Source organism: Haladaptatus sp. DYF46, assembly GCF_021083305.1.
Classification (GTDB): Archaea; Halobacteriota; Halobacteria; order Halobacteriales; family Haladaptataceae; genus Haladaptatus.
The window spans coordinates 587,818-612,959 of record NZ_JAJFAY010000001.1; the positions used below are offsets into that span (position 1 = coordinate 587,818).

Here is a 25,142-nt window from a genome sequence, read left to right on the forward strand (position 1 = left end):
TTTCGTTCGTCTGTTCTCGTTCAACGCGTAGTCGTGGCAGTGAGCGGCGACGCCGCTACTCGATTCTCGACGGGCAAAAATTCGGTCGCCGTTCGGTCGAATCTGTGGCTTATGCTAGTGCGGTGAAAATCACGTAGGGAACGCCGAACAGTAGGACGGTCATCGCCACGAGGATGAGGAGGTACGAGCCAATCGTACTCGCCGCGGTCATCCATGCGGGGTGTTCGAAATTGGCAGGGAGATTCATACCTCACGTTTTTTCTCCCCCGTCTAAACCCTACCGGAGTTTCGGCCGTTATCGGAGAATGTCGCCGATTCGCCGCGCCTGCCCGCCCGTCGCAGGGTCCTTCTCCACGATGTGCAGGACTTGGTGGTCGGTCACGTCGTAGTAGGACTTTCCCGTCGCCTCCTCGATGAGGTCCTTCGAGAGACGAAATTCGGTTCCTTCGTAAACGACATCGACACCGTCGTCATCGAACGAGAGCGTAGTCATACCACGGCGTTCGCCGCGGGTAGGTAAAAAAGCTACAGAACACGACGAGGAGAAATCCATGAGTTCGACGCACGTGATTCGTTCCGTGTCCGATCTCGTCCGGATTTTTCGCCGGAAATCCGAAACGTGACAGACGAACGTCTGACGGTCTCGGGAGGTTTTATTACGAGCGACTTGCTGGTAGGATGTGTGCCGCTCCGTTCCGACCCACTCGATGAACTCTCGATTCCCGACGGGACCACCGTCGAAGAACACGACCTCGTCACCGACGGGGACATCATCGTCGGTGCACAGAGTACCGTCGAGTTCGGCGTCCGCGGGAACAACGTAATTGCGGGCGAACGGGCGACTTTCGGCGGTCACATCGAGGCCGAATCGGACTGCCGCCTCGACCTCTGGTGTGACGTGGACGGCGACGTACTCGTCGGACAGGACGCGTACCTGGGCGAGCGCGTCCACGTGACGGGGCAACTGATGGTCAGCGGCGACCTCGACATCGGCGACGACGTTCAGATCGACGAAGGATTCGAGGCCAACGGCTGGATCGTCATCCGCAACCCCATGCCGACCGTCGTGTTCCTGTTCGTCTATCTGTCACAACTCCTCAGACTCGGCGAGGAGGAGGCCGCCCAAGGCATCATCGACGAAATGGTGGACGAGAGCGAGGCGGATCCGGTGACGATTCCGCGGAGCGCTCACGTCAGCGACGACGCGTGGCGCGTTTCGACGCCAGCAACCGTGGGCGACGGCTGTCGGCTCCACGGCAACATCCGCGCGGAGGAGATAGTCGTCGGCGCGGACGACGAGTTGTTCGGAAGCCTCCGTGCGCGCGGCGACATCGTGGTCGGCGAACGAACGCGGATTCACGGCGACGTAACGACGCGCAACGGTACCGTCGTCCTCGAAGACGATGCGGAGGTTCTCGGCGACGTTTCCTGTACCGACCTCGAATTTCACGAGAACGCCACCGCCGACGGAACCATGCGCGCCCGCGGCGAGATGACGATGGTACGTGCTGACGCTCGGAAACCGACCGATGAAGAGACGTACGAAGACGAAAGCGACGACGAGAACGCCTCGGAGGCCGTCGAGACGGCCCATCGGGACCGAAGCGGATCCGACGGCCCCGCCCCACAAGCCTGAGTAATGATACCTTTTCGCGGAAATAACCGTCGAGCGATAGCCATCAACAGTCGATTGAATCGAGGTAGTATGTCAGATAATTGTTAGACCTCCGACAGTATAATAACGACAGGCGGTATTGGTAACGATTGACGTATGCAAACTAAACGCACTCACGCGAGGAGGTACCGATGCACTCGGTCGTGTTGACCAAGGGCGTCCCGGACTTCCGCGAGGGGCAGGTGTCCTTCGACGAAGACGGCCACCTCGAACGTGGGAGAACCCCGACGGTGATGAACCCGAACGACCGGTTCGCACTGAACGCCGCCCTCCAGACGAAGGTGAAACACGGCGGGCAGGTGAGCGCGATGAGCATGGGACCGCCCGGCTACGCCGACGTGCTGGGCGAGGCGATGGAGACGTACGCCGACGATCTCTACCTACTCTCAGACCGCGAGATGGCCGCCGCCGACACGTGGGCGACGGCGATCACCCTCTCCGCCGGTATCGAGAAGATCGGCCAACCGGATCTCGTGCTCGCGGGATTCAAAACGGCGGACGGCGAGACGGGCCAAACCGGTCCGCAGACGGCGTGGTGTCTCGATTATCCCATCATCACGCACGTCATCGCCATGGAAGTTGACGAGGACGAGGGCACGGTCCGCGCCAAGCGACTGGTGGAGGGCGATGTGGACGAAATCGAAACGGTCGAGTCCCCGCTCCCGGCGTTCATCGTCACCGACCCCGAGTACGAAGCGAGTTATCGGAAGGCCACGCACCGACTCCGGAAAAAGCAACTGCACGCGGAAACGGAAGAGCGCGCCGAGGAGTACGAGGAGTACTTGACGACATGGGACCACGAGGACCTGAACCTCGACTCCGAGTACATCGGACTGGACGGATCGCCGACCATCGTCTCCTCCGTGGACCCGATTCCGAAGGCACCGGCCGAGCGCGAAGCCACGATGGCGACGTTGGACGACGAGGAAGCCATGTCCGAGGTGCTCGAAACGATGCAACCGTTCGCGGCGGGTGATTGACCATGACGGACACGAATCCCGGCGACCGAACCGTCGAGGAGATAGAGGACGACGTGCGGACCATCGAGGACCCCGGCGAACTGTCCGACCTCCTCTCGGCGGAGGAGGAAGGAAAGGACCGAAAAACGGCCAAGGAAGTGATTCAGGCCCGTATCGACGAGGTAGCCGAAGACACCGACGTCGGCGAAGCGCCCGACGACACCGAAACCGAAGGCGAATACGAGGCGACGGCGGAGGACGTCGAAAGTCCCGACGAAGGGGAGGCGACCGCCGACAAGAAGCACGTCCGGGCGCTCGAAAACGGCGTCTACCGCGACATGTGGGTGTACTGCGAGACGCAGGGCGGCGAACTCCTCGACGTATCGAAGGAGATGCTCGGCAAGGCCCGCGAGTTGATGGACGGCTACGCCGAGGACTACGGAGATGACGAGCGCGTCGTCGCGGTCCTCGTCGGCGACGACATGGAAGAACTCGCCGAGGAGTGCATCACCCTCGGCGCGGATGTGGCGGTCTATCACGACGACGGCCGACTGGAGCGGTTCCGCCACAAGCCGTATACGGAAATAGTGGCGGACATGGCGCGAACGAATGCCGACTGGAAGGACTACGACAAACCGCGATACTTCCTGTTCCCGGCGACGAACAACGGACGTGACCTTTCGGCGCAGGTACAGGGGGAACTCGACTCGGGGCTGGCGAGCGACTGTTCCGGCCTGACCATCACGGACGAACTCATCTCGAATCCGGTGAAAACCGGCGAACCCGGCGAGAAAATCGAGTTCGAGCGCATCCTGCACATGCAACGCCCCGACTTCTCCGGGTTCGAATACTCGACCATCCTCTGTATCGACAACCCCGACCGGGAGTTCCACCCGCAGGGTTGTTCGGTGATTCCGGGGAGTTTCGACGCGATGGAACCCGACGGAGACCGCGAAGGCGAAGTCGTCTCCCACGACATCGACCTCCCGAACGATTGGTTCCGCGTGGAAGTCACCGAGTGGGACACGCTCGACACCGGCGTCGATTTGACCGGGAGGGAGGTCATCGTCGCGATCGGGCGCGGCATCGGCGACGACCCGACGGAGGGAATCGAACTCGCGTTGGACCTCGTGGACGCCTTCGAGGACGCCGACCTCGGGTTGTCCCGGGGCGTGGTGACGGCCTCCTACAGCGTCGAAGGCCACGTCGAGCGGTACGTCTCCGAGGAACGTCAGATCGGCGAGACGGGACAGGTGGTCGCACCACCGCTGTACATCGCGGCGGGCATCAGCGGCGCGATTCAGCACAAGGTGGGGATGGACGAGTCGGACACCATCATCGCCATCAACACCGACACGGACGCGGACATCCGTGACTTCAGCGACTTCTTCATCGAAGGGGACATGTTCGACGTGCTCCCCCGTCTGACGGACGCGGTACAGGCGGGCGAACTGGATGCGGTCGTAGCGGAGGACGATGACTGAACGATGAGCGAGGAATACGAACACTACGAAGCCGTCGTGGTCGGTGCCGGCCCCGGTGGGGCCGCCGCCGCCGCGACGCTCGCACGCAACGGAATCGAAACGCTCGTCCTCGAACGCGGTGTCGAGGCCGGGTCGAAAAACGTCTCCGGCGGCCTCCTCTACGCCGAGGAGTCGTCACCCTACACCATCGACTCGTTGTTCCCCGACTTCCGCGAGGAGGCGACGGAACGGCCGATCACGGACTACAACATCCACAACGTGGCGGGCGACAAGGTGAAATCGTTCGACATCACCCGACTCCACGACCACGACACGGAGTGGTGTGATGCGGTTCTCCGACGCGAGATGGACTCGTGGCTGGCCGAGCAGGTCCACGAGATGACCCACGAGACGGGCGGCGGCCTGCTGACCGGCGTTCGGGTGAACGGCCTGCTCCGCGAACGCGGAAAGATCGTCGGCGTCACCTGCGACGAACTCGACCCGATCAAAGCCGACTTCATCGTCGCGGCGGACGGAGTGAACAGCGAACTCGCGCGCCAAGCCGGACTGATGGACTGGGACGAACCGGAGGAGTGGTTCCAAGGCGTCAAGGCCGTCATCGACATGCCCGAAGACGTCATCGACGAGCGGTTCGACGTCGGCCCCGACACGGGCGCGGCACACCTCTTTTCGGGTGACCTGTTCGACGGCGTCCGCGGCGGCGGGTTCCTCTACACGAACGAGGGAACGCTCTCCATCGGGTCCGTTTTCCACCTCGACAGCCTCGTCGCGGAGGAGGCGGAACCGCACGAACTGCTCGACAACCTGCTCACCCATCCGCTTCTCGCCCAGTGGTTGAACGGCCACTACGACGAAATCGAGTACTCCGCGAAACTCGTCCCCGACTCGAAGAAGGTGGCACATCCAGCACCGCACCGTGGGCGACTCGTCCTCGTCGGCGATGCGGGTGGACAGATGCAGGCGCAAGGTCCCATCATCAAGGGGATGAACCACGCCGTGACCGCCGGGGCGCTCGCCGCCGAAGCCTTCGCGGAGGCGCGGATGCGCGGCGACCCCGAGAAGGCCGGACGGCTCTACGAGCAGAAACTCAAAGACGAGGGCGTCATGAGCAAACTTCGTCCCAATCAGTACCGCGCGACCCGCGGCATCGCCGAGAACGGCCGGATGAGCGAACTCGTGGACAACGTCCTCTCCTCGTCGCTCGGGCGGGCAGTACTGAGTTCTAGCGTGATGTCGGGCCAACTCGAACGCCTGTACGGGTCGCCGTACCTCTCCTCGATGATTCCCGACACGCGGACGCCGTACGTCACGCTGCCGACGGTCATCGCGGAGGAGTTGGGAACCGAAATCACGGACGAAAACGAGGTCGAACCCAAGAGCCTCGCCGACCGAATCGGCGACCTGACCTACGACACCGACGTGGGCAACCCGCACATCAGGCTGCGCGACAACTCCTACGAGGCCAGCGGCGCGGCGGTGACCGCCTGTCCGGTCAGCGCGAAGGACTTCGGCGGCGGTTGTTACCGCGAGGAGACGGTACAGGAGAACAGCCACGAGGAGAAAATCGTCAGCCTCGACACGCAACCCTGCGTCGAGTGCGGGACGTGTGCGCTCGTCGCCGACACGGAGTGGGAGCACCCACGCGGCGGCAAGGGAGTCGAGTTCCGCGAGGGATGAGCGAGTACCGCGAGCGAATCGCGTCGCTCGCCACGCGGGCGCGGGACGAGCGCGAATCGTTCGACGCGCCCGCCGACCCGCCGGACGAGGTGATGGCGGTGTCGTACCTCCGTGAGGGGGTCGGGGACGTCGTTTCCGTGTACATCGACGGGCGAAGCGGCGAGTTCGTGCGGTTCGACGCGGACGAGATGGAACGGATGGAGCGGGCGCTCAACGACTGGTTGGCGCTGTACGCGCGCTGTTACGGCTACGAAATCGAGACGGATTTCACGGTGCGGGAAGTCGCGGAACTCGTCATAAAGACCCACGACCTGCATGACACCGCGCAGTTGCTGACGCGCGTTCCCGACCGGAAAACGGGGTAAGTGCGGCCTTAGTCGAACGCGTCCTCGTTTCCGACGAGTTCGAAGAGCGGGTCGTACTCCTCGGGGAGTTGGCCGCGTATCTGTTCCAACTCGCCTTCCGGGACGACTTCGGCGACGAGCGACAGCACGCCTTTCGCGTGGAAGAGTGCGTCGCCCTCGTCGATACTCTCCCGCTCGGCGACGCGGGAGACGAACTCGTCGAAGTGAAAGCGCTGGCCCGAGTCGGCCTGTAGGAGATACCAGTCGACTTCCATCGGGAGTGGACCCGCGAGGTCCTTCGCTTCGCCTTCCTGCAACCGCTCGGCGAGCGTGGTCAGCGTCGCGCGAATCGCTCGAACCGCCTGTCCCTGTTTTCCCAATTGGAGTCGGTGCTGTACCTGTCCGATGAAATCGCTGTAGTCCATGATTCTCCCCCAACGGTATCACGACACCGTGCTACAAGAATCGCGCGGCGGGTTCGGTGTGGCGGTTCGACGGGCAGCGTCGGAAACTCCCAGCGGGGCGTCAGATCCATCGTTAATAATAAGTATAGATAGATGGTAACAGAGTGCATGGAGTTCTCCGAGAAACTGGAGTTCGGCCACGACGACCGCCGCCGAATCTACGAGTACGTCGAGCGCCATGGAACAGCGAACGTGAACGATGTGCAGGACTCGCTCCGCATCGACCCCAGCGGGTTCCGCCATCACGTCGCCATCCTCCGCCGGGATGGCTACCTTTCGGAGGACGAGGAAACGCTCTCCGTCGCCCTCGAAACGGGTGCGGAAGAGGAGTTCGACGTCGACGACGTGGAGTTCATCATCCGACCCGCGCGTCAGGAAGACCTCTCGGGGATCATCGGCGCGATTCGGCAAGTCGCCCAAGAGGGGTCGTACATCGTCGCGGAAACCGTCGCCGACGAAATCGACCATCAGGACGCCCTGCTCCGCCACAACGAACTCGAATCGCGAATGTTCTTCGTCGCGACCGTCGGCGACGAGGTGGTCGGGTGGGTCCACCTCAACGCGCCCGAACTCGACAAACTCAGCCACACGGCCGAGTTGACCGTCGGCGTGCTGGACGAGTATCAGGGCCACGGAATCGGCAGCCACCTCCTCGAACGCGGATTGGAGTGGGCGGGTGCCAACGGCTACGAAAAGGTGTACCAGAGCGCCCCCTCGACCAACGAGAACGCCATCGACTTCCTCGAAGCCCACGGGTGGGAAACCGAGGCCGTGCGGAAGAACCACTACAAGATAGACGGCGAGTCCGTGGACGAAGTGATGATGGCCGTCAAGTTGTAGCTGAGTTTAATCGGCAGTGATTGATTCCGTTTTTTGGCCCCATTGAAACTCTCAGAGAGTCACAAGTTAGAGCGGCAGTTTGCGTGCCGTTCGGAACTGAGCGCACGTCTAACAGCGTTATCGATCGTCGGTACCAAAGTACCATCTCCAGAAATCGATTCCTGTCCAAGCGGTGTACACGATTGAGAGCGGAACGAGCAGATAAAACGGGTCGATACTGAACACGACCAAATCGAGGGAGTAGTTCCCTGGCGAGGCGTACAAGAGTGTAGCAATGAATACAGCGACACCAACACCGACATTGCTTAGATGCCAGAAGAATTCGTCTGCACGCACGATTTTCCTCCCAAGTCCATCCATATGATTGATTACGTTCACTTGTAATTATGAGTTCCGCCGATGAAGTGTCTGGTCGAGTATCGGTACGCTCGTACACCACTCCCCAGATGTTTCACTTCCGATAGCGTCTAATCGATAGTATTTCGGCAGAGCCGTTTTTGTTTTTCTGAATCTCATGAGTAACTACAGCGTAAACAACGACCGAGAGGCACTGAAACCGCACCGCACCTCATCCTCCCCAACCTCCTCGGTCGCTTGCTCGCGGATAAACCGCGAGCATGAGAGCCACTGCGTGGCTCTCACCGCATCCTCGTCCCTCGCGCGTTTCTCGCGCGCCGGAAAGTCATCGTTCCGGGTACCGTTCTGCTTCCTCGCCAACACGCCGCCGCCAAATCTGAAGACTCATTTTCGCTCGGTGATGAGAACGGACCATGAGTGACGAAAGCCACGACCACGTCGTTCCCGGGAGCGAGGACGAACTCGATTCCGAGGACGTTTCCGGCTACGACTTCAGGGGCGACTTCGACTTCTTCGACATGCTGTCGTCGTACGAGACGACCGGGTTTCAGGCGACCCACCTCTACGAAGCGGTCGAACTGATTCGCGCGATGCGCGAGGAGGGCGCGGAAATCTACCTCACCTTCACCTCGAACATCGTTTCTTCGGGGCTTCGGGAGACGCTCGCCTACCTCGCCCGCGAGAACCTCGTCGACGTGATGATAACCACCTCCGGGTCGATAACCGAGGACGTCATCAAGACCGAAAGGCCGTTCAAGATGGGCGAATGGGACGTGGACGAGGCCGAGATGCGCGAACGGGGCATCAACCGCCTCGGCAACATCTTCGTTCCCTCCGATCGCTACGTCTGGTTGGAGTCCTACCTGAACGACTTCTTCGAGGACTTCTTCGCCGAGGAGAAGGTCCGCACCCCGATGGAGTTTTCCCGCGAACTCGGCGAGACGCTGGACGACGAGGATTCCATCCTCTCCAACGCCGCGGACAACGACATCCCCGTCTTCTGTCCCGCGCTGACCGACGCGGAGGTCGGCAACTTCCTTTATTACTATCGACAGGGCTACGACTCGGACATCGGCATCGAAATCGTGGACGACTACGACACCCTCATAGAGCAAGGTCTGCTGGCGGACAAGACGGGCCTCATCGTCCTCGGCGGCGGCGTCCCCAAGCACCACGCCATCATGACCAACCTCTTCCGCGGCGGCGCGGACTACGCCGTCTACGTCTCGACCGGAATGGAGGGCGACGGCTCCTTGTCCGGTGCCCCGCCGCACGAGGCCGTCTCGTGGGGGAAAATCAAGCAGGAGACGAAAAACTACGTGCAGGTCGAAGCCGAAGCGACGTTGGTCGTTCCGATGCTGGTCGCGGGCGGGTTTAAAGTAGAGTAGCCGCTTTCCTCTCCTCCTTCTATTCCATCCCGTGAACCGGGAACGCCATCTCCACCGTCGCGTGGTACTCCTTGATTTCACCGTCCTCGACGTTCGCCGTCCAGCTTTCGACTTCGATTCCCGAGATGTCCTCGACCGTCTCGCTCGCCTTCTCGAATGCCTCTTTGGCCGCCTCTTCCCACGATTCCTCCGAGATCCCGAGCACTTTGATGACTTTCACTGCTGGCATGGCACGCGCCCTACGCCGCGGTCGATATAGCCAGTTGCGGCCGGATGGAATGGAGAGTCGGATTTCCGTCGGAGAGGTTCCGATGTTCGTGCGTTCGTCTTGCCGAACTGGAATCCCTGGGGCGTTTCCACGGGCGATTGCTGGCGGCGCACGATCGCACCGTCCACACCCTCCCCATCCGATTCCCTCCCCCGCTTCGCTCCTCCGGTCATCCCTCGCACGCTTCGACGGGGCGACGCGACCGATCGCTGGCCGCGTCGCCCCGTCAGCGCGCGCCACGGCTGAAAGTCGGTCTAATCGAAATGGGCCATACGTCCTCGGCGCGTGCGTCAGCAGGCCCGAGGCCGTCATGCCGAGGGACTGTTTGGCTATCACGCGAGGGATGAGCGAAGCGAATCGGGTGGGGAGGGAGTGGCTTGCGAGGTTGCGCAGCAACCTCGAATACGAGCGGCAACGCCGCGAGCACGCGGTACGGTGCGGTGGCGGTCGGGTGGGGGCTTTCGAAATCGTCTTCTCGGCAATTGAAATCACAAAACCACCGAATACGTATCGTCGCCGCAAAAATCGAAAAACAGTTCCGACCCTCTGTGGTACCACAAAGCATGATTTCTATCGCGCTGGCGGGCAAACCGAACGCCGGGAAGTCCACCTTCTACAAGGCCGCCACGATGGCCGACGTTGACGTGGCGAACTACCCGTTCACGACCATCGACGCCAATCGCGGCGTGAGTTACGTCCGAACCGACTGCCCCTGTCTCGAACGCGACGAGCGCTGCGGGAGCGACAACTGTCACGACGGGAAGCGCTACGTCGCCATCGAACTGCTGGACGTGGCCGGGCTCGTGCCGGGGGCACACGAGGGCCGCGGATTGGGCAACCAGTTCCTCGACGCGCTGACCAACGCCGACGCCATCCTCAACGTCGTGGACGCCTCCGGCGGGACGAACGAGGAGGGTGAACCCGTCGAAGTCGGGAGCTACGACCCGGTGGAGGAGGTGGATTTCATCGAGGAGGAGATGGACCAGTGGCTGACCGGCATCATCGACCGGAACTGGGAGAGCGTGGTGCGCCAGTCACGCTCGCCGGGGTTCGACATCGATGAAGCACTGGCGGACATGCTGACGGGGTTCGGCGCGACGGAACACGACGTGACGACGAGTCTCCGCGGCTTGGAGTACCCCAGCGATCCGCAGAAATGGACGGACGAGAACCGCGAGGAGTTGGCCCGCGACATCCGCGCCCGGACGAAGCCCATCATCCTCGTGGCGAACAAGGCCGACGTCGCGCCCGAGGAGAACATCGAGCGACTCCGCGGGACGGGGAAGATGGTCATTCCCGCGACCGCGGAGGGGGAACTCGCACTCCGACAGGGCGTCGAGGCGGGCGTCGTGAACTACGACCCCGGCGACGACGACTTCGAGGTGGTCGGCGACCTGAGCGACCAACAGCGGGCCGGACTGGAGCGAATACGGGACGTAATGGGGGAATGGGGCGGCACGGGCGTGCAGGGAAGCCTCGACGCCGCCGTCTACGACCTTCTGGACCGCATCACCGCCTATCCAGTCCAGAACGAATCGAAGTGGACGGACGGACAGGGAAACGTCCTCCCGGACGCCTTCCTCCTCCAGCGCGGTTCCACGCCGCGTGATCTCGCCTACGCGGTCCACAGCGATATCGGCGACGGCTACCTCCACGCCGTGAACGCCAAGACGAAGCGCGACATCAGCGACGATTACGAACTCGAAGAGGGCGACGTGATAAAGATCGTCAGCACCGCGAAGTGAGCCGTCGTTAGCGCGGTTTTCTCGCGTCCCCGCTCCGGTTTCGACCACGCTCGCCACCCATTGATTGATATCGGTTCGGTTTCTTTCATACGATAGTTATGGCACGAAATCGCGCTCGCGCCGGAGGGGCCGATGTCTAACGCCGCTGAAGACGACTTCACTGCCTTCCTCGACGAACTCCGAATCATGGCACAGGTCGGCCTCGAATACGTCGACGACCCGTACGACGAGGAGCGCTACGAGCGAATCCTGACCCTCGCGAGCGAGTGGTACGGCCGGTCGTACGACCTGCCGGAAAAAGACGTTCGGGAACGCTTCGCGGAGGAAGTCGGCTACGTCACGCCGAAGGTGTGTGCCGAGGCCGTGGTCTTCGATTCCGACGGACGACTCCTGCTCCAGAAACGAACCGACGACGGGACGTGGTGTTTTCCGTGCGGATACACCGACCCCAACGAATCCCCGGCGGAAACCGCGGTGCGGGAAACTCGGGAGGAGACGGGGCTCACGGTCGAGGTGGACGAATTGGCCGGGATCTACACGAGAATGCCCGGGGAATACGGCCCGCACTGTCTGGTTCGTCACTCCTACCTCTGTTCAGTCACGGGCGGCGAACTCCGGGTGTCCCACGAGGGCGAGGACGTTCGGTACTGGGACATCAACGACGTCCCGGTATGGCACAAGGACCACGAACCGGCGGCGCGCGCGGCGGCCAGAAAGCGGCGGGAGTCGGAATAACGCTCGTCACGACCCGTCCACGAGTTCGACGAAGTTCTCGAAAACCCGCTCCCCGTTCACGTCTGCGAACGACAATCCGTTCTCTTCCCACCCGAAGTCCGCAGCGATTTTCGGATGGAGTTCGTCCGTGAATTCGGGATGGAACTGCGTCGTCCACAGCGGAACGTCCCGATGTCGGGTGGCGAAATACTCGTTGTACTCGGTCGAACCGATGGGTTCCATCCCGTCGCCGAGTTCGACCACGTGGTCGCCGTGGACCGCCGGAACGACCGATGAAACGCCGTCGAAGAGCGGGTCGTCCGCCAAGTCGGCGCGGACGAGTTCGTTCGTCAAGCCGCGATGCTCGACGGAACCGCCGAGCGCGTCGTTGACCAACTGGTGCCCGAAACAGACGCCCAGCGTCGGAACCTCCCGCTCGACGAGTTCGCGAACGAGCGCCGCCTCCTCGTCCATCCACGGGTTTTCGTCCCGCTCGTACACGCCCGCCGTGCTTCCGGCGACGATGACGCCGTCGACGTTCGAGAGGGACGGCGATTCGTCCGCCGCGACGTAATCGTACACCTCGTGGTCCGGGAGAAACGACTCCATCGAGCGGACGAAATACCGATAATCCGGGTTCACCTCGTTTTCCAGTACGAGCAGCATCGGCGGTGTATCGGTCCGATGATGGTAAAAAGCTACGTGCTTACTCGGCGAGGAACTCGGTCAGCAGTTCGTTCACCCGTCCCGGTCTATCGTTTTGTACCCAGTGGCTGGCGTCGGATAGCCGTTCGATTCGAAGGTCGGGGATCCACCGGTCCATCCCCTCGGTCAGTTCGTTGTCGAGCGCGAAATCCTCCGTTCCCCAGATTAACATGGTCGGGACGGTCACGTCGAGGGATCCTCTCTCCTTACCGAGGAGCGACCGAAGCTCCGCCGGGACGTTCTCCCGGAACAGCGCCCGGTAGTAGTTGATGGAAGCGGTCAGCGCGCCGGGTTGTGCGGCCGCCTCGACGTAGCGGCGGACGTCCTCCTCGTCGAACGCCTCCGGATTCTTCGCGCTGTCCCTGAAGATGTTCTCGATGGACTCGTACCCGCGGGCGGAGAGGAACCGTTCCGGAAGCCACGGCAGTTGGAAGAAGAACATGTACCACGAGCGCTTGAGTTGCGACGGCGTTCGGAGTCCCTCCCGGAATCGCGCCGGATGCGGTGCGTTCAGGACTGCGAGTTTATCGACGGGTTCCGGGCGCTCGATTCCGACCTGCCACGCGACGGCACCGCCCCAGTCGTGGCCGACGACGTGGGCGCTCTCCTCGCCGAAGTGGTCGATGAGGCCGGTCACGTCGGCGATCAACTCGTCGGTTCGGTAGGCGTCGACGCCGTGTGGTTTCTCGGAGGCGTTGTAGCCGCGCATGTCGGGTGCGACGACGTGATACCCCGCCGACGCGAGTGCGGGAATCTGTTCCCGCCACGAGTACCAGAACTCCGGAAAACCGTGAAGGAGGAGGACGAGCGGGCCATCCCCGCTTTCGACGTAGTGGAGACGGACCCCGTTGACGACGGCTTCGTCGTGAGTCAGTTCGGGCATGGTTTCATCCACGGTATTTTCGTGGATAAGCGTTGACGTATATCCGTGACGGAACCCTTCACCCTCCCGCAGACCGCCGCCCAGCCCAGTCAGTTGTATCTCAACGGGTCGAAACTCTCGCTCGTGACGGGGTGGTTCGACTTCGACGCGCCGAACTACGACCCGCTTCCGGTGCGGAAATTCGACGGCAGATGGACGCTCACGGACGGACACACGCGTGCCTTCGTCGCCCACCTCTCCGGCGCGGAAGAACTCCGCGTCGTCCGCGATACGGACGACATTCCGGTGTCGAAATACGAACGATGCGTCTCGTGGTGTCGAGACGAGGGTATCACGGACATCTCCGACCTCGCGGGGCGCGTCGTCACGGGCGATACCTTCGAAACACGGTGGGTTGATCGGTGCCGGTCGCCCGACTCTTGAGTATGTCAGTATTCGTCGGTTCGGTCTACGATTCGGCCGAATCAGTCGGAAATCCGCTCGATGTAGTCGTCCATGTCCCGCGCGAGCGAACACGACCCGGGTCGAACCCAAAAGTAGCGGTAGATGACGCCGTTGTCCTCGCCGTTTCCCGTGACCCTGTGTCGCCACTCGTCCCGCGTTTCGTCGGCGACGAGGTGGAAGAAGTGACGACGATACGCCTTCGGCTTCTCGTGATGGTTCCACACGTCCGTCGAGAGCGGACGGATGGAATCGAACTCTGTCAAGCCGCTTTCCTCCCGCACTTCGCGGACGACTGCCTCGCGAGGGATTTCACCGTCCTCGATAGTACCTTTCGGAACCTGCACGCCAGCGTCCTCGTTGGCGTGCTCGAAGACGAGCAACTGGTGGGTCTGGGCGGCCTTGCGGGTGATGTACGCATAGGCTTTTTCTTCAGTTACAGGTTGGTCTATCACGGATACAATTACAAAACGAGGGGCGGGGGCGTAAGCGTTATTTCAACCACCTGTCCTATCAATCAACGACTTCGGCGCTCCACTCGTCGTCCGGAATCTCGGCTTCGGCTTCGATTTCTACGAGCATATCGTCGCCGAGGAGGTCCGCGACGCCAAGCATCGTACTTGCAGGGTATTCCGGATAGTCGAAGAAGTCGGCTCGCACTTCGTGGATCCGAGCCTGAGTCTCTCGCGACAAGATGTTCGACCGGACGTAAAATCGAGTCATCACGATATCGTCCATCGACCCACCGAGGTCTACGAGCGTTTCCTCGACGTATCCGAGAATTTCCCGCGTTTGCTCCTGTACGTCACCCTCGGGCCACCCGCCGCCGGACAGGCAGACCCGACGGTGGTTCGAATGTTCGGTGACGACACCCCACGAGAAGACGGCATGATCCACGATTTCAGAGTCGAGGTCGCCGAATCCGGGTTCGATGACGGTTTTCTCCATGAAATTCGCCACACAGACCACGGACAAGTATATTTTCATCTGACAAATTTGTCGCCACATTCACGAAAGCGGCCGGAACCACACCGCCGTCAGCAACAGCGCGAGGAAGACGTAGGACCCGCGAATGAGCAACATGGTGGCGAGTTCCGGCCCGCTTCGGTACGCGATGACGGCGACGACGCCGAACGCCAGAACCGCGACGACGGAACTCGGCGGAAACACCTGCGCCACCGAAAATCCGAGGACGCAGAGGAGCGCGGTCAGAATGAGTCCATAGGCAGTCGTTCGGGCGCGGGATTGCCCGAGCGCGACGGCGACGGTCCGCTTCGAGATGGAACGGTCGTAGTCGTAGTCCTGTGCGTCGTCGATGACTTTCACACCCGAGAGGAGGACGAGGAAGACGAACGCGAACGCGAGCGAGACGAGCGAGAGGGTTCCCGTCTGGACGTAGTAACCGCCGAGGATGGAGAGCGCGATACCGAGCGGATAGCCAGTGGTTGTGCTGACGGGGTTCGTATCGAGTTGCGGTGCGTGCAGGTAGCCGATGAACCACGTCGGGAGCGTGATGAGGACCGCGCCGATACCGACGGTGAGCCACAGTCCCGCGAGGCAGGCCGCGAAGAGTACGGCAGCGGCGACGAGCAGGAGTTTACATCCGCGTTCGGTGAGCGGATGGTCGTCGTCCTCACCTCGGAGATAGAAATCGACGTACCCGTCCTTGACGTGGGCCGTGTATACGGCGGCGAAGATGGCGACCATATGGAGTAGCCCCGTCACGAGCGAGAAGCGTCCGGACAACATGCTCCCGAACCACGAGGCGGCGACGGGAGGGAGCATGAACACCGGATGTACCTGCGATATGACTGCGCGTGCTGCGGGGACCACGCCGGAACCGCGGCGTGAGATGGGCATCGAATCGACCCACAACGTCGCCAATGATAAAGTCTCAGGCCGCGAAAAATCGGAAAAATTCAGCGAACCGCGTCGGCCGCCTCGCCCATGATTTCGAGCGCCGCTTCGAGTTCCTCCACGTTCGTCGCGTAGGAGATACGAGCGTAGCCCGCGCCGTGCTCGCCGAAGGCCTCACCGGGGACGACGACGACGCCGCGTTCGATGGCCTCGTCCACGAACCCTTCGGGGACCTTGGGCATGGCGTAGAACGCACCCTGCGGCGTCGGCGTTTCGAGTCCGATGTCCGCGAGGCCGTCGAGAAGCACGTCGCGGCGCTCTTCGAACGATTCGACCATCTCGTCCACCGGGTCCTGTGAGCCGGAGAGGGCACCCAACGCGGCGAACTGCGCTGGCGCGCTCGCACAGGCCTGTACGTACTGGTGAACGCGGAGCATGCGCTCGATTCTGCGCTCGCTACCGGCGACCCAGCCGAGTCGCCATCCGGTCATCGAGTACGTCTTCGAGCAGGCGTTGACGACGACCACGTTGTCCGTCTCGGCGAACTGCATCGGCGAGTAGTGTTCACCGTCGAAGACGATGTGTTCGTACACCTCGTCGGAGATGCAGAGCACGTCGTGTTCGTCCGCGATACGGGCGAACTCGCGCACGTCCTCCTCGCTCGACACCGCGCCGGTCGGGTTCCCGGGGCTGTTGACGACGAAGGCGGCGGTGTCATCGGTGATGTTCTCCTCGATGATCGCGGGGTCGATGGTCAAATCTTCCCGCACGGGAACGGGTTTCGGCGTCCCGCCCGCGAGGTGCGTCAGGGCGTCGTAGGCGACGAAGCCGGGGTCGGGAAAGATGACCTCCTCGCCCGCGTTGACGTGCGCTTCGAGGGCGATGTGGAGGGCCTCGCTCCCGCCCGCCGTGGCGATGATGTTCTCCGGCGGGACCACGAGGTCGTTGTCCCGGTCGTGCTTCGCGCTGATGGCCTCACGGAGTTGCGAAATCCCCTTGTTCGACGTATAGGCGTCCGTCGCACCCGATTCGATGGCTTCGAGCGCCGCCTCCCGAGCGTGGTCCGGTGTCGGGAAGTCCGGTTGCCCGAGTCCGAGATTGATAGCGTCCTCACCTGCGGCTTCGAACACTTTCCGAATGCCGCTTATCGATACGTGTTCGACCCTGTCCGAAAAGCCGGTCATACGCCCGAAAGCACGCAACGGGGGAGGATAATTCTTCGCTTCGATTACTCGACCTGTGACCGAAGCGCTTCGAGGTGGTCGTCGATGACCGAGAGCGCCGCGTCGGCGTCCATGTAGCCGTTGTCGTACTCCGAGTACACCTTGTCCACGTCGCGGAAGAATTGGTCCAAATCAACGTTATCCGTGTCGCTCATGGTTGGGGAAAGACGGTTGGCACCCAAAAGCGTCGTGGTTGCATTTCACACCGGGCGAACCGAGCGACGGAGGCGGTGACAGCGGTTCCAAAGCTCGAATGCACGAACTCAATAGAGCACCATATTATTCTTATAGAAATTAGTAAAATTTAATTTGCTGTGCGGAATTACTAGGATTGCTATGTCACGAAAATTCGGACGGCGATCGGTTCTGAAATCCCTCGGCACCACCGCGACGGTTCTCACCGGAACGGCGGCGCTGAGCGGGTCGGCGAGCGCGTTCACCGACGGCGAACGGGTCGCGGCGACCACGGCGCTGAACACGCGCGAACAACCAGGAACCGACCAACCCATCGTCGCCACGGTGAACGACGGCGAAGTCGGGGAGATCATGAACGGTCCGACGAACAAGGGTGGGTACACGTGGTGGGGCGTCCACTGGCTCGACCGGAACGTCTGGGGCTGGTCGGTCGAACGGTACCTCCAATCCACGTCCGGCGGCGGCGGTTCGGACTTCGTGTGGCCGATTACGGGGTACATCACGTCGCCCTACGGCCCACGCGACGGCGGCTACCACTACGGTGTGGACATCGGGGCCAACGGCAACATCGGCGAACCGATTTACGCCGCCCATGGCGGGACGGCCTACACCGCCGAGGACCCCGGCGGCTACGGAACGTACATCTACATCAACCACGGCGGCGGCTACCAGTCCGAGTACGGCCACCTCAACAGCACCGCCGTCTCGGACGGCCAGTCGGTGAGTCAGGGCGACTACATCGGCGGCATGGGCGAGGACGGCAACTCGACCGGCCCGCACCTCCACTTCGAAATCGAGACCGGTAGCGGCCACGCGTCGATTCCCGGTGCCGACGGCGAGAACGTCACCGCCGGAACCGCGATTCCGAAGGATTACGGCGGAATCTGAACGACTCCGCCGGTCCACCATCGACGAATTTTTGCCCGGAATTAACCGGCGTCAACGACGATACCGAAAACGAAAGAAGTGAAAAATCGCCAGCGGTGTCTACGCCGCTTGTATCGTCCGGACGCCGAGAACAACCAACAGGAGACAGACCAATCCAGCGCCCCACGTCGCAAATTTGGTCGGATTGATTGTCAACACCATCAACGCGAATCCGACTCCCACGACGCCCGCAAACAGGGCCGCGTGACCGTACAACCGCAGGATTACGTTGCTCATTCGAATCGCGTATTTTGTTTGTTATCTTCGACGGAATATAACTCTGCAGTTATATCTGCCAGCGACACAACCACCCAAAACCGAATTTACACGACCGTCGGAAATCAGCAACCGTCACAACCGCCAGTCGCTAGCAATCCGCCCGGAAAATCGGAGATTTTCCGGGCCGACGACCGAGCGGAGCGAGGCGCGAAGCGCCTCGGAAAACGAACGGCGAACGGTAGTGAGCCGTGAGTCGAAGCGAGGGAGGAGGCTTTTGATGAACCTTTTACAGGGAAGCTGTCAGCGGTCGCGTGCTACGGCACGCGACCGCTGACTTCTGACCGTCGTAAAAGGTTCATTGGAACATCCGGAGCGGTTTTGCCTGCGAACTCTCCGCTTCTTCGGTTTCCTGCATCCGCTGGGCGAACTGCTCTTTCTGCTCGCGGATTTCCTCGGCGCTCTCGACCAGTTCGTCGGTGTTCACGTCGATACCGGCGATGGGGTTGATGCCGTCTTCGAGGAGGACTTTGGCCGCGGCGGGGTCGGGAAACTGCGGGTCGGACTGAACGATGAGGCCGATTGCGCCGACGCCGCTCCTGCTGGCGCGGTGGAGGAGCGCGCCGGTCGGGCCGCTGACCGCCCCGGTTTCCGTGGGCGAGCCGATGTCGGACTCGTCGAGCAGTTGTCCCAAGTCGCCCGTGGCGGTGCCGTAGAGTTCGGGGACCGTCCCGGCCTGTTTCTGGTGAGGAAGGCCGCTGAGGTAGAGCGGCGTCGCGTCGGTCGATTCGACCCACGCGGTGACGCAGTTCGCGAACTGGGGTGCGGCGTCCGCCGAGATGGGAACGTCGCTTCGCAACGCCAGCAGGTCGCGCCCCTCGTCGGCGTACAACCGAACCGGCGGAAGCAAATCGCGGTCGCCGTCCTCGTACACCGCGATTTGTGGGATGCCCTCGCAGTCCACCGCCCCGTAGTAGGTCATGTCGAACCGCTCGATGAGGTGGTCGGTGGCGATTTTGCCGACCAATCCGAGTCCGGGAAGTCCTTCGACCAGCGTCGGTGCGTCGAGTTCGATGTCGTCCGCGACCACGGCGATGTCGGTCATACCATCGCTTTCGGACGGATACGTCTTAAAAACGAGGGCGAACCGCGGCGGCGCTCCGAAACCCACAAACACCTCTCGCCCGCATAGCCGAGCAATGGACGCACTGGAGCGTTACGAACCCATCCTCGACGATTTCGAGGCGTTTCTCGCGGCGTGCGAGCGCCCGCTTCCCTCGGTCGTCAGGGTGAACCGCATCAAAGCGACCCGAGAGCAGGTGACGCGGGCGTTCGACGAGGAGACCGTCGAGTGGACGCCGCGCGAGTGGAACGAGAACGTGTTGGAAATCGAGGGAAAACCCGGCAACACGTGGCCCTCGTTTCACGGGTGGACGCACGGACAGGAGGAGGTCTCCTCGATTCCGGCGTTCGTCCTCGATCCGGAACCGGGCGAACGCGTGTTGGACGCCTGTGCCGCTCCGGGGAGCAAGACGACCCAACTCGCGGCGCTGATGGACGACACGGGACTCGTCGCGGCGAACGACAGCAACCTCGGTCGCCTCTCGGCGCTCCGATTCAACACGGAACGTCTGGGCGTCACCTGCGCCGCGGTGACGAATCAGGACGCCCGGAACTTCTCGCTCAAACCGTTCGGCCTCTCGGCGTTCGACGCGGCGCTCGTGGACGTGCCGTGCTCCTGCGAGGGGACGATTCGGAAGAACCCGACCGCGCTGGACGATTGGGGCTTGGACCACATCGAGGGCGTCGCCGGCGTCCAGAAGGGGATCCTGCGCCGTGCGGTACAGGCCACGCGAGAGGGTGGAACCGTGGTGTACTCCACCTGCACGTTCGCGCCGGAGGAGAATGAAGCGGTCCTCGATTACGTTCTCTCCCGCGAGGACTGCCGACTGGTCGAATACGACATCGGCCTACAGTCGGAACCGGGACTCACCGAATGGAAGGGCGACGAGTTCGACGGGAGCGTTCGAAAAGCGAAGCGATTCTATCCACACCACAACGACACGGGCGGGTTCTTCTGTGCGAAACTGGAGGTGGGTCGATGAACGATGATGGCGACGGGGACGAACTGGCGACGAACGACGGCCAGCGGTTCGACCGCCTGCCGGACACCGAAGACGACCGCGAGGTGTCGGGTCGTGCGAGCAGACGGAAAGTGCTCGACTGGTGGGAAGACCGGTTCGGCATCCCACCGGAGACGTTCGAAGGAGCGTCCTTCTGGGAGAAGGGGAAAGGTAAAATCTGGATACTGGACGGCGATTTGGAGTCGCCCGTCCACATCGAGGCGCTCGGGATGACGTTCCTCCGCACGCGACAGCGACACTGGAAACCGACGACGAACGCGGCCCAGCGTGTCGGTCGGCACGCGACGAAGAACGTCGTCGAACTCGACGACGAACAGGCCCGGCGGTTCGCCCGCGGAGAGGATCAAGAGATCGAGTGGGAGGGCGATTGGGGCTACCTCATCGCCGCACACGAAATCGCGGGAGGGGTCGAACCGCTCGGCGTCGGTCTGTTCCTCCACGGCGAACTCCAATCGGTCGTGCCGCAGGGACGACAGCGGGATCTCTGAAACGGCCGAACTCTCTATTCTCCGTCCCGTGTCCGAATCACGCCGCCGCTCAACCCCTCCCACTCGACGGCGTAACCCAGTTCCGAGAGGAGGGCGCTGTCGTCCTCGATACCGCGTTCTTCGAGGGCTGACTTCGCCGCCGAGTAGGCCATTTCGTCCTCGATTTCGTCGCGGAGCACGTCGAGGAGAGCGGGTCGAATCACCGTTCTCCCAACTCGCCGATGTGCGGGGAAGGACACACCTTCCAGCGCGTCCTCGCTCACGCCGTGTGCGGCGGCGAGGTCGGCCACCGAAATCGCGTCCGCGTCCGGGACGAGTTCGTCGGGCAGCGCTGCAACGCTTTCCGCGACGAGTTCCTCCTCGTACCGTCGAAGGGCGTCCCGAACGTCCTTGAGTCGAATCGACCCGGAGTACGGAATCGCGCGGTGGTCGCGGGCGGTTATCTCCTCGCCGACGCCGAGGCTTTCGTCGACGGCGACGAGCAGTTGTACGTCGGAGACGGCGTCAAGTTGGGAGAGCTTCTTTTCGACGTACTCGGGCGTCCAGAAGCCCATGATTTCGAAGAACACCCGGAAGTCGGCGTGCCGATAGTCGAAGGCGAAGTCGGGTATCATCACTCGCGCGCCCGCCGCCAAGGGTGCGGGTTCGCGCACGAGGTCCCAGTCCAAATCGAGGGCCTCGAACCGGGTCGCGAACGACCGCTCCACCTCGCTGTCGAACGACACGTCCGCGATGGGTTCGGTTCCCGGCGGTCGAATCGGGTCGTCGTCGGAGAGGACCAACTCGCGTTCGGTCCCGCGGTCGTCGATGGTGGCGACGAGTCGCCAATCGTCGGCTTTGATGACGGTTCGGAGCAGTCTCGCAAAGCGCGTCCCGTACCGTCGCGTCGATCGAAACAGCGCGTCCGGGCCGGTGACGACGACTTCACGCCCGGCGTCCGTCTCGTGGATTTCGTACATCAGTCGAAGTCGCTTGACGGCCGAGACGAGCGCCCGCGGGTCGGAACTCCGAACGCGGAGTTCCGTCGCGTCGAACAGAGCCGTTTGGGCGAGCGACAGGTTGTACTGGGAGACGAGTTCGTCCGGGTCCCACCGAGAGTCGAAGGAGACGAGGGGTTGTCGCTCTTCGAGGTCGGCGTACAGCGACTCCGCGACGTCGTCCGGCGTCGAACCGATGGAGTCTGCTGCCCGCTGGAGGGCGGTCTTCCGTTCCGATTCGGTGGCGACGCCGACCGCTTCGGCCGCCTCGAAGGCGGCAGTTCGTGCGCGGTTCGGCGGGATGGCGGCCTCCGTTTCGAACGTCGCTTCGCGGTCGAGGAGTTTGGCGAACCCGCGGACGAGTTTGAAGTCAGGCGCGTCCGTTTCGAGTTCGGAGAGGGCGGACTGAAGGTGTCCGAACGGTTCGCCGACGTGACCCTGATACGTTCCGAGGACGCGCGCCGCGAGCGGTCGCTGGGAACGGTCGGCGAACTGCGGATGGTACCCTCCTCCGGCGCGGGACACCCGGAGCAGGTCTTTCGTAAGCACACCTGACACTACACGTGCAGTGTACAAAAGCCGACGGAATGAGAAGATTCATTCCGACCGCTCGAATCGGTACGGAGTATGCGAAGACGCGATGCCCTCCAACAGTTCGGCCTCGTTGCCACTTTCGCGGCTACGAGCGGTTGTGCCGCCATCCTCGGTGGGCGCGGCGGGAACTCTGACGACGGAGACAGAAGTCGTGCAGGTAATTTGAAAAGTGTCAAGATACGTCCCACGGAGGGAAACGACGGCAAACTCGTCGTCGTCGTCACCATCCGAAACGAGGGAGACAAAGAGGAGTCAGCGGACCTCAAAGTGTCGGCAACGATCGACGACGGGGTTCACGAAACGGAACCCACGGTGTCCGTACCCGGAAAGAAAACGAAGGACGTGAAAGTACCACTTCCGGTGACATATAAGAAGTACGACGAGGCGAATAGCACTTCCATCGATATCGACCTGCAGTAACGGCGGCACGAAACCACGAAAACGTCCTACAGCACCATCGCGACGAGGACGGCGACTATCAGCAGTTTTTTCACGATGATAACGCCGATGACGAGCTGTTTCGTGGAGAGGGATTTGACCCACGCGACGAACCGGCCGAGGGAACCCGGTGTTCGAGCGGTCTCCCGACCGGACAGGTCGAGTTCCGTTCGGAACGTCTCCGAGGTGGAGCCTTCTCCCTCGGTGTGCGCGAGGGACGTCGTCGGAACCCATCCCTGACTCGTGTATCGAACGGGGACTGAAAGACCTTCGAGGTGGCCGACCTGTGCGAACTCGAAGCCGTGATCGTCGGCCAACGCTTCGAGTTCGCGCACGTCCCGCCCGTCGTCCAAATCGTACACGAGTCGGGTCGAGTCGGCCGTCCAGTCGAAGCTGAGCGAGAGGTTGATCTGCGTTCGGGTCACACGAACGTCCTGTACGGTCGCCGTCTCCGTATTTCCCCGTCGCTCTTTCTGTTTCGCGGTCAGTAGCTCGTACTCCTCGGTCGAAGTGGTGGATAGGTCGGTCATCGTCGGCCTCCTAGCGGAACGGTCGAAATGGGGACCGCCCCCAAGAGCCATGTCAGAGGGAAGTAGGGCGTCCCCGTTCGGGTGAAGGTGAACGGGTGTATTGAGTACTACCACTATACTATCAAAAACATAGATACAGTAGATAGTATGAAAATAGAGTATACTATCATGAATGCCGGAGAAACGGTATCGATAGACCGGTGAGAAAGCAGCGTCTCGCGAACGATGAAACGAACCGACGAGCGGTCGAAGGCTACCGGCGTCGATTTGCGACGCGGACTTCCGCCGTCTCCTCGGTGACGACCTCGTAGAGGAGCGCGCGTCCGCCGTCGTCTTTCGCCCGGAGGATTCGCCCGAGGCGCTGGGTGAACTCGCGTTCGCTCCCGCTCCCGGAGAGGACGATAGCGACGTTGGCGTCGGGAACGTCTACCCCTTCGTCCAAGACGTTCGAGGTGATGACGCGGGAGTACTCGCCGCGGCGGAACCGGTCCAGAATCTCCCGTCGCTCGGGTGCCGACGTTCGGTGGGTGATGGCCGGGATGAGAAACCGTTCGGAGAGGCGGTAGACGAGGTCGTTGTGCGCGGTGAAGACGATTATCCGGTCGTCACGGTGAGCGTCGAGGAGGTCCGCGAGGAGCGTCACTTTCCCCTCGCTGTTCATCATGATGTCACGCGCGCGCTGTTTCGCGAGCAGGGCTTCGCGGGCCTTCGGATCGCTTCCCGAACGTTTGACGAGTTCCTGATAATCGCTGCCGCTCCGCATCCGAATGGAAGAGCGGGCGAGATAGTCCGTGAACACGCCTTGGGCCTCCTCGTATCGTTCTCGCTCCTCGGGCGTGAGTTCGACGGTCATTCGCTTCACGTCGTAGGGGGCGAGGTGGGTTCCCGCGAGTTCGTCCACGTGAACGTCGAAGACCTTCTCCCCGACGAGTTCGCTCACGACCTCGTGGGCACCGTCCGGTCGCTCGAACGTCGCGGTCAGTCCCATCCTCGCGGGGGCCGCGAGGAGTCGAGCGATTTCGCGGTAGCCCTCGCCGCCGAGGTGGTGAACCTCGTCGAAAATCGCGAGACCGAACCGGTCGCCGATGTCGTCGGCCCGGAGATACGCGGAGTCGTACGTCGAGACGGTCAACCCTTCGACGGTCTGCTCGCCGCCGCCGAGTTGGCCGATGGGCACGTCGAACTCGGTTTCGAGGACCCGTCGCCACTGTTCGAGCAGGTCGATGGTCGGGACGACGACGAGGGTCGCCGCCTGACAGCGTTCGATGGCCTTCACGCCGATGACCGTCTTTCCGCTCCCCGTGGGGAGTTCGAGGACGCCGCGCCGCCCCGCGGTTTCCCACGCGTCGAGCGCGTCCCGCTGGTACTCCCGGAGTTCGTACGCGGAGTAAAGCGGGGGGAGGTCCGGAACGTCGAGGACGCTATCGGCCATCGAAAGCCCGCGTTCGGCACAGAAGTCACGGATGGCGGCGTAGCGGTAGGCGGGGGCACGGAGGGTCTTCGAGCGTGGGTCGGGTTCGGCGAACGGGACGTCGCGCTCGCTCTCGACGCGGAGGGTTCCGTTCTCGTACGAGAGGGTCACGTCTGCCACACCGAAAGTGGGAAGTCT

At 62.4% G+C, this 25,142-nt stretch carries 31 protein-coding genes; 14 read left to right on the forward strand and 17 right to left on the reverse strand.

Annotated elements, in window-relative coordinates; genetic code table 11:
- Positions 1–109 precede the first annotated feature (109 nt).
- Positions 110–247 (reverse strand): hypothetical protein, encoded by a 138-nt coding sequence (locus LJF34_RS03320; protein WP_231183207.1) that lies wholly within the window; start codon positions 245–247, stop codon positions 110–112.
- Between the two features lie 48 nt (positions 248–295).
- Positions 296–493: a DUF5800 family protein gene (locus tag LJF34_RS03325; protein WP_066146401.1), complete on the reverse strand. Its 198-nt coding sequence runs from the start codon at positions 491–493 to the stop codon at positions 296–298.
- A 189-nt stretch (positions 494–682) separates the two neighbouring features.
- Here LJF34_RS03325 and LJF34_RS03330 point away from each other — a divergent pair, with 189 nt between their 5' ends.
- The 5 genes from LJF34_RS03330 (at position 683) to LJF34_RS03350 (ending at position 6,160) form a co-directional block, all read left to right on the forward strand.
- Entirely contained in the window at positions 683–1,636 is a 954-nt protein-coding gene (locus LJF34_RS03330; RefSeq protein ID WP_231183208.1) for a polymer-forming cytoskeletal protein, read from the forward strand.
- Positions 1,637–1,806: 170 nt separating this feature from the next.
- Positions 1,807–2,655, forward strand: coding sequence for an electron transfer flavoprotein subunit beta/FixA family protein (locus LJF34_RS03335; RefSeq protein WP_231183209.1), 849 nt, complete (start codon positions 1,807–1,809; stop codon positions 2,653–2,655).
- 2 nt (positions 2,656–2,657) lie between these two features.
- Positions 2,658–4,118 carry an electron transfer flavoprotein subunit alpha/FixB family protein gene (locus LJF34_RS03340; protein WP_231183210.1) on the forward strand — a complete coding sequence of 487 codons (1,461 nt, stop codon included), beginning with the start codon at positions 2,658–2,660 and terminating at the stop codon, positions 4,116–4,118.
- Positions 4,119–4,121: 3 nt separating this feature from the next.
- Positions 4,122–5,795, forward strand: a complete 1,674-nt coding sequence (locus tag LJF34_RS03345) for an FAD-dependent monooxygenase (protein ID WP_231183211.1) — start codon at positions 4,122–4,124, stop codon at positions 5,793–5,795.
- A complete protein-coding gene (locus LJF34_RS03350; protein WP_231183212.1) occupies positions 5,792–6,160 on the forward strand; it encodes a hypothetical protein in 369 nt (122 codons plus the stop codon). Before LJF34_RS03345 ends, LJF34_RS03350 begins: the two co-directional genes overlap by 4 nt.
- 8 nt (positions 6,161–6,168) lie before the next feature.
- On the opposite strand, the gene LJF34_RS03355 is transcribed toward LJF34_RS03350, so the two are convergent.
- Positions 6,169–6,564: a DUF2267 domain-containing protein gene (locus LJF34_RS03355; RefSeq protein ID WP_231183213.1), complete on the reverse strand. Its 396-nt coding sequence runs from the start codon at positions 6,562–6,564 to the stop codon at positions 6,169–6,171.
- Between the two features lie 147 nt (positions 6,565–6,711).
- Here LJF34_RS03355 and LJF34_RS03360 point away from each other — a divergent pair, with 147 nt between their 5' ends.
- Complete coding sequence (locus tag LJF34_RS03360) at positions 6,712–7,443, forward strand: bifunctional helix-turn-helix transcriptional regulator/GNAT family N-acetyltransferase (protein ID WP_231183214.1); 732 nt, start codon at positions 6,712–6,714, stop codon at positions 7,441–7,443.
- A 117-nt stretch (positions 7,444–7,560) separates the two neighbouring features.
- On the opposite strand, the gene LJF34_RS03365 is transcribed toward LJF34_RS03360, so the two are convergent.
- Complete coding sequence (locus tag LJF34_RS03365; RefSeq protein WP_231183215.1) at positions 7,561–7,803, reverse strand: hypothetical protein; 243 nt, start codon at positions 7,801–7,803, stop codon at positions 7,561–7,563.
- A gap of 410 nt (positions 7,804–8,213) precedes the next feature.
- Here LJF34_RS03365 and LJF34_RS03370 point away from each other — a divergent pair, with 410 nt between their 5' ends.
- Complete coding sequence (locus tag LJF34_RS03370; RefSeq protein ID WP_231183216.1) at positions 8,214–9,188, forward strand: deoxyhypusine synthase; 975 nt, start codon at positions 8,214–8,216, stop codon at positions 9,186–9,188.
- A 19-nt stretch (positions 9,189–9,207) separates the two neighbouring features.
- Here the strand turns inward: LJF34_RS03370 and LJF34_RS29225 are convergent, their stop codons facing one another.
- Positions 9,208–9,696, reverse strand: coding sequence for a dodecin family protein (locus tag LJF34_RS29225; RefSeq protein WP_231183217.1), 489 nt, complete (start codon positions 9,694–9,696; stop codon positions 9,208–9,210).
- A 323-nt stretch (positions 9,697–10,019) separates the two neighbouring features.
- Between LJF34_RS29225 and LJF34_RS03380 the strand changes: the two genes are divergently transcribed.
- Together LJF34_RS03380 and LJF34_RS03385 are read left to right on the forward strand one after the other, a co-directional pair.
- Positions 10,020–11,201, forward strand: a complete 1,182-nt coding sequence (locus LJF34_RS03380; RefSeq protein ID WP_231183218.1) for a redox-regulated ATPase YchF — start codon at positions 10,020–10,022, stop codon at positions 11,199–11,201.
- A 132-nt stretch (positions 11,202–11,333) separates the two neighbouring features.
- On the forward strand, positions 11,334–11,936 hold the full coding sequence (locus tag LJF34_RS03385; protein ID WP_231183219.1) for an NUDIX hydrolase N-terminal domain-containing protein: 603 nt from the start codon (positions 11,334–11,336) through the stop codon (positions 11,934–11,936).
- A 6-nt stretch (positions 11,937–11,942) separates the two neighbouring features.
- On the opposite strand, the gene LJF34_RS03390 is transcribed toward LJF34_RS03385, so the two are convergent.
- Together LJF34_RS03390 and LJF34_RS03395 are read right to left on the reverse strand one after the other, a co-directional pair.
- Positions 11,943–12,581, reverse strand: coding sequence for a type 1 glutamine amidotransferase (locus LJF34_RS03390; RefSeq protein ID WP_231183220.1), 639 nt, complete (start codon positions 12,579–12,581; stop codon positions 11,943–11,945).
- Between the two features lie 40 nt (positions 12,582–12,621).
- A complete protein-coding gene (locus LJF34_RS03395; protein ID WP_231183221.1) occupies positions 12,622–13,503 on the reverse strand; it encodes an alpha/beta hydrolase in 882 nt (293 codons plus the stop codon).
- Positions 13,504–13,548: 45 nt separating this feature from the next.
- Here LJF34_RS03395 and LJF34_RS03400 point away from each other — a divergent pair, with 45 nt between their 5' ends.
- Positions 13,549–13,926 carry a hypothetical protein gene (locus LJF34_RS03400; RefSeq protein WP_231183222.1) on the forward strand — a complete coding sequence of 126 codons (378 nt, stop codon included), beginning with the start codon at positions 13,549–13,551 and terminating at the stop codon, positions 13,924–13,926.
- A 41-nt stretch (positions 13,927–13,967) separates the two neighbouring features.
- Here the strand turns inward: LJF34_RS03400 and LJF34_RS03405 are convergent, their stop codons facing one another.
- From LJF34_RS03405 to LJF34_RS03425, 5 genes are read right to left on the reverse strand one after another with little or no spacing between them, the layout of a single operon-like run.
- Positions 13,968–14,399 (reverse strand): NUDIX domain-containing protein, encoded by a 432-nt coding sequence (locus tag LJF34_RS03405; RefSeq protein ID WP_231183223.1) that lies wholly within the window; start codon positions 14,397–14,399, stop codon positions 13,968–13,970.
- A 58-nt stretch (positions 14,400–14,457) separates the two neighbouring features.
- The gene (locus tag LJF34_RS03410) at positions 14,458–14,892 is read right to left on the reverse strand and encodes a RidA family protein (RefSeq protein WP_231183224.1); all 435 of its coding nucleotides are present in this window, start codon (positions 14,890–14,892) and stop codon (positions 14,458–14,460) included.
- A gap of 60 nt (positions 14,893–14,952) precedes the next feature.
- Positions 14,953–15,804 carry a UbiA family prenyltransferase gene (locus LJF34_RS03415; RefSeq protein ID WP_231183225.1) on the reverse strand — a complete coding sequence of 284 codons (852 nt, stop codon included), beginning with the start codon at positions 15,802–15,804 and terminating at the stop codon, positions 14,953–14,955.
- A 59-nt stretch (positions 15,805–15,863) separates the two neighbouring features.
- Positions 15,864–16,985, reverse strand: coding sequence for a pyridoxal phosphate-dependent aminotransferase (locus tag LJF34_RS03420; RefSeq protein ID WP_231183226.1), 1,122 nt, complete (start codon positions 16,983–16,985; stop codon positions 15,864–15,866).
- A gap of 44 nt (positions 16,986–17,029) precedes the next feature.
- A complete protein-coding gene (locus LJF34_RS03425; RefSeq protein WP_231183227.1) occupies positions 17,030–17,179 on the reverse strand; it encodes a hypothetical protein in 150 nt (49 codons plus the stop codon).
- A gap of 181 nt (positions 17,180–17,360) precedes the next feature.
- Between LJF34_RS03425 and LJF34_RS03430 the strand changes: the two genes are divergently transcribed.
- Complete coding sequence (locus LJF34_RS03430; protein ID WP_231183228.1) at positions 17,361–18,107, forward strand: M23 family metallopeptidase; 747 nt, start codon at positions 17,361–17,363, stop codon at positions 18,105–18,107.
- A gap of 99 nt (positions 18,108–18,206) precedes the next feature.
- Here the strand turns inward: LJF34_RS03430 and LJF34_RS03435 are convergent, their stop codons facing one another.
- A complete protein-coding gene (locus LJF34_RS03435) occupies positions 18,207–18,383 on the reverse strand; it encodes a hypothetical protein (RefSeq protein WP_231183229.1) in 177 nt (58 codons plus the stop codon).
- A gap of 337 nt (positions 18,384–18,720) precedes the next feature.
- The gene (locus LJF34_RS03440) at positions 18,721–19,467 is read right to left on the reverse strand and encodes a proteasome assembly chaperone family protein (RefSeq protein WP_231183230.1); all 747 of its coding nucleotides are present in this window, start codon (positions 19,465–19,467) and stop codon (positions 18,721–18,723) included.
- A 94-nt stretch (positions 19,468–19,561) separates the two neighbouring features.
- Between LJF34_RS03440 and LJF34_RS03445 the strand changes: the two genes are divergently transcribed.
- On the forward strand, positions 19,562–20,467 hold the full coding sequence (locus LJF34_RS03445) for an RsmB/NOP family class I SAM-dependent RNA methyltransferase (RefSeq protein ID WP_231183231.1): 906 nt from the start codon (positions 19,562–19,564) through the stop codon (positions 20,465–20,467).
- Positions 20,464–20,994, forward strand: coding sequence for a hypothetical protein (locus LJF34_RS03450; RefSeq protein ID WP_231183232.1), 531 nt, complete (start codon positions 20,464–20,466; stop codon positions 20,992–20,994). Before LJF34_RS03445 ends, LJF34_RS03450 begins: the two co-directional genes overlap by 4 nt.
- A 14-nt stretch (positions 20,995–21,008) precedes the next feature.
- On the opposite strand, the gene LJF34_RS03455 is transcribed toward LJF34_RS03450, so the two are convergent.
- Entirely contained in the window at positions 21,009–22,520 is a 1,512-nt protein-coding gene (locus LJF34_RS03455) for a DUF790 family protein (protein WP_231183233.1), read from the reverse strand.
- A 78-nt stretch (positions 22,521–22,598) separates the two neighbouring features.
- On the opposite strand from LJF34_RS03455, the gene LJF34_RS03460 reads away from it, so the two are divergent.
- Positions 22,599–22,985: a hypothetical protein gene (locus LJF34_RS03460; RefSeq protein ID WP_231183234.1), complete on the forward strand. Its 387-nt coding sequence runs from the start codon at positions 22,599–22,601 to the stop codon at positions 22,983–22,985.
- A gap of 26 nt (positions 22,986–23,011) precedes the next feature.
- Here the strand turns inward: LJF34_RS03460 and LJF34_RS03465 are convergent, their stop codons facing one another.
- Positions 23,012–23,533 (reverse strand): hypothetical protein, encoded by a 522-nt coding sequence (locus LJF34_RS03465; protein ID WP_231183235.1) that lies wholly within the window; start codon positions 23,531–23,533, stop codon positions 23,012–23,014.
- Positions 23,534–23,786: 253 nt separating this feature from the next.
- The gene (locus tag LJF34_RS03470; protein WP_231183236.1) at positions 23,787–25,124 is read right to left on the reverse strand and encodes a DEAD/DEAH box helicase family protein; all 1,338 of its coding nucleotides are present in this window, start codon (positions 25,122–25,124) and stop codon (positions 23,787–23,789) included.
- Between the last annotated feature and the right edge of the window lie 18 nt (positions 25,125–25,142).

Bases quoted from the DNA above. Each gene is read 5' to 3' on its own strand.
- LJF34_RS03320 (WP_231183207.1), bottom strand. From the start codon at position 247: ATGAATCTCCCTGCCAATTTCGAACACCCCGCATGGATGACCGCGGCG.
- LJF34_RS03345 (WP_231183211.1), top strand. From the start codon at position 4,122: ATGAGCGAGGAATACGAACACTACGAAGCCGTCGTGGTCGGTGCCGGC.
- LJF34_RS03370 (WP_231183216.1), top strand. From the start codon at position 8,214: ATGAGTGACGAAAGCCACGACCACGTCGTTCCCGGGAGCGAGGACGAA.
- LJF34_RS03340 (WP_231183210.1), top strand. From the start codon at position 2,658: ATGACGGACACGAATCCCGGCGACCGAACCGTCGAGGAGATAGAGGAC.
- LJF34_RS03395 (WP_231183221.1), bottom strand. From the start codon at position 13,503: ATGCCCGAACTGACTCACGACGAAGCCGTCGTCAACGGGGTCCGTCTC.
- LJF34_RS03350 (WP_231183212.1), top strand. From the start codon at position 5,792: ATGAGCGAGTACCGCGAGCGAATCGCGTCGCTCGCCACGCGGGCGCGG.
- LJF34_RS03335 (WP_231183209.1), top strand. From the start codon at position 1,807: ATGCACTCGGTCGTGTTGACCAAGGGCGTCCCGGACTTCCGCGAGGGG.
- LJF34_RS03385 (WP_231183219.1), top strand. From the start codon at position 11,334: ATGTCTAACGCCGCTGAAGACGACTTCACTGCCTTCCTCGACGAACTC.
- LJF34_RS03365 (WP_231183215.1), bottom strand. From the start codon at position 7,803: ATGGATGGACTTGGGAGGAAAATCGTGCGTGCAGACGAATTCTTCTGG.
- LJF34_RS03420 (WP_231183226.1), bottom strand. From the start codon at position 16,985: ATGACCGGCTTTTCGGACAGGGTCGAACACGTATCGATAAGCGGCATT.
- LJF34_RS03355 (WP_231183213.1), bottom strand. From the start codon at position 6,564: ATGGACTACAGCGATTTCATCGGACAGGTACAGCACCGACTCCAATTG.
- LJF34_RS03380 (WP_231183218.1), top strand. From the start codon at position 10,020: ATGATTTCTATCGCGCTGGCGGGCAAACCGAACGCCGGGAAGTCCACC.
- LJF34_RS03410 (WP_231183224.1), bottom strand. From the start codon at position 14,892: ATGGAGAAAACCGTCATCGAACCCGGATTCGGCGACCTCGACTCTGAA.
- LJF34_RS03425 (WP_231183227.1), bottom strand. From the start codon at position 17,179: ATGAGCGACACGGATAACGTTGATTTGGACCAATTCTTCCGCGACGTG.
- LJF34_RS03465 (WP_231183235.1), bottom strand. From the start codon at position 23,533: ATGACCGACCTATCCACCACTTCGACCGAGGAGTACGAGCTACTGACC.
- LJF34_RS03450 (WP_231183232.1), top strand. From the start codon at position 20,464: ATGAACGATGATGGCGACGGGGACGAACTGGCGACGAACGACGGCCAG.
- LJF34_RS03440 (WP_231183230.1), bottom strand. From the start codon at position 19,467: ATGACCGACATCGCCGTGGTCGCGGACGACATCGAACTCGACGCACCG.
- LJF34_RS03445 (WP_231183231.1), top strand. From the start codon at position 19,562: ATGGACGCACTGGAGCGTTACGAACCCATCCTCGACGATTTCGAGGCG.
- LJF34_RS03360 (WP_231183214.1), top strand. From the start codon at position 6,712: ATGGAGTTCTCCGAGAAACTGGAGTTCGGCCACGACGACCGCCGCCGA.
- LJF34_RS03390 (WP_231183220.1), bottom strand. From the start codon at position 12,581: ATGCTGCTCGTACTGGAAAACGAGGTGAACCCGGATTATCGGTATTTC.
- LJF34_RS03460 (WP_231183234.1), top strand. From the start codon at position 22,599: ATGCGAAGACGCGATGCCCTCCAACAGTTCGGCCTCGTTGCCACTTTC.
- LJF34_RS03325 (WP_066146401.1), bottom strand. From the start codon at position 493: ATGACTACGCTCTCGTTCGATGACGACGGTGTCGATGTCGTTTACGAA.
- LJF34_RS03430 (WP_231183228.1), top strand. From the start codon at position 17,361: ATGTCACGAAAATTCGGACGGCGATCGGTTCTGAAATCCCTCGGCACC.
- LJF34_RS03435 (WP_231183229.1), bottom strand. From the start codon at position 18,383: ATGAGCAACGTAATCCTGCGGTTGTACGGTCACGCGGCCCTGTTTGCG.
- LJF34_RS03415 (WP_231183225.1), bottom strand. From the start codon at position 15,804: ATGCCCATCTCACGCCGCGGTTCCGGCGTGGTCCCCGCAGCACGCGCA.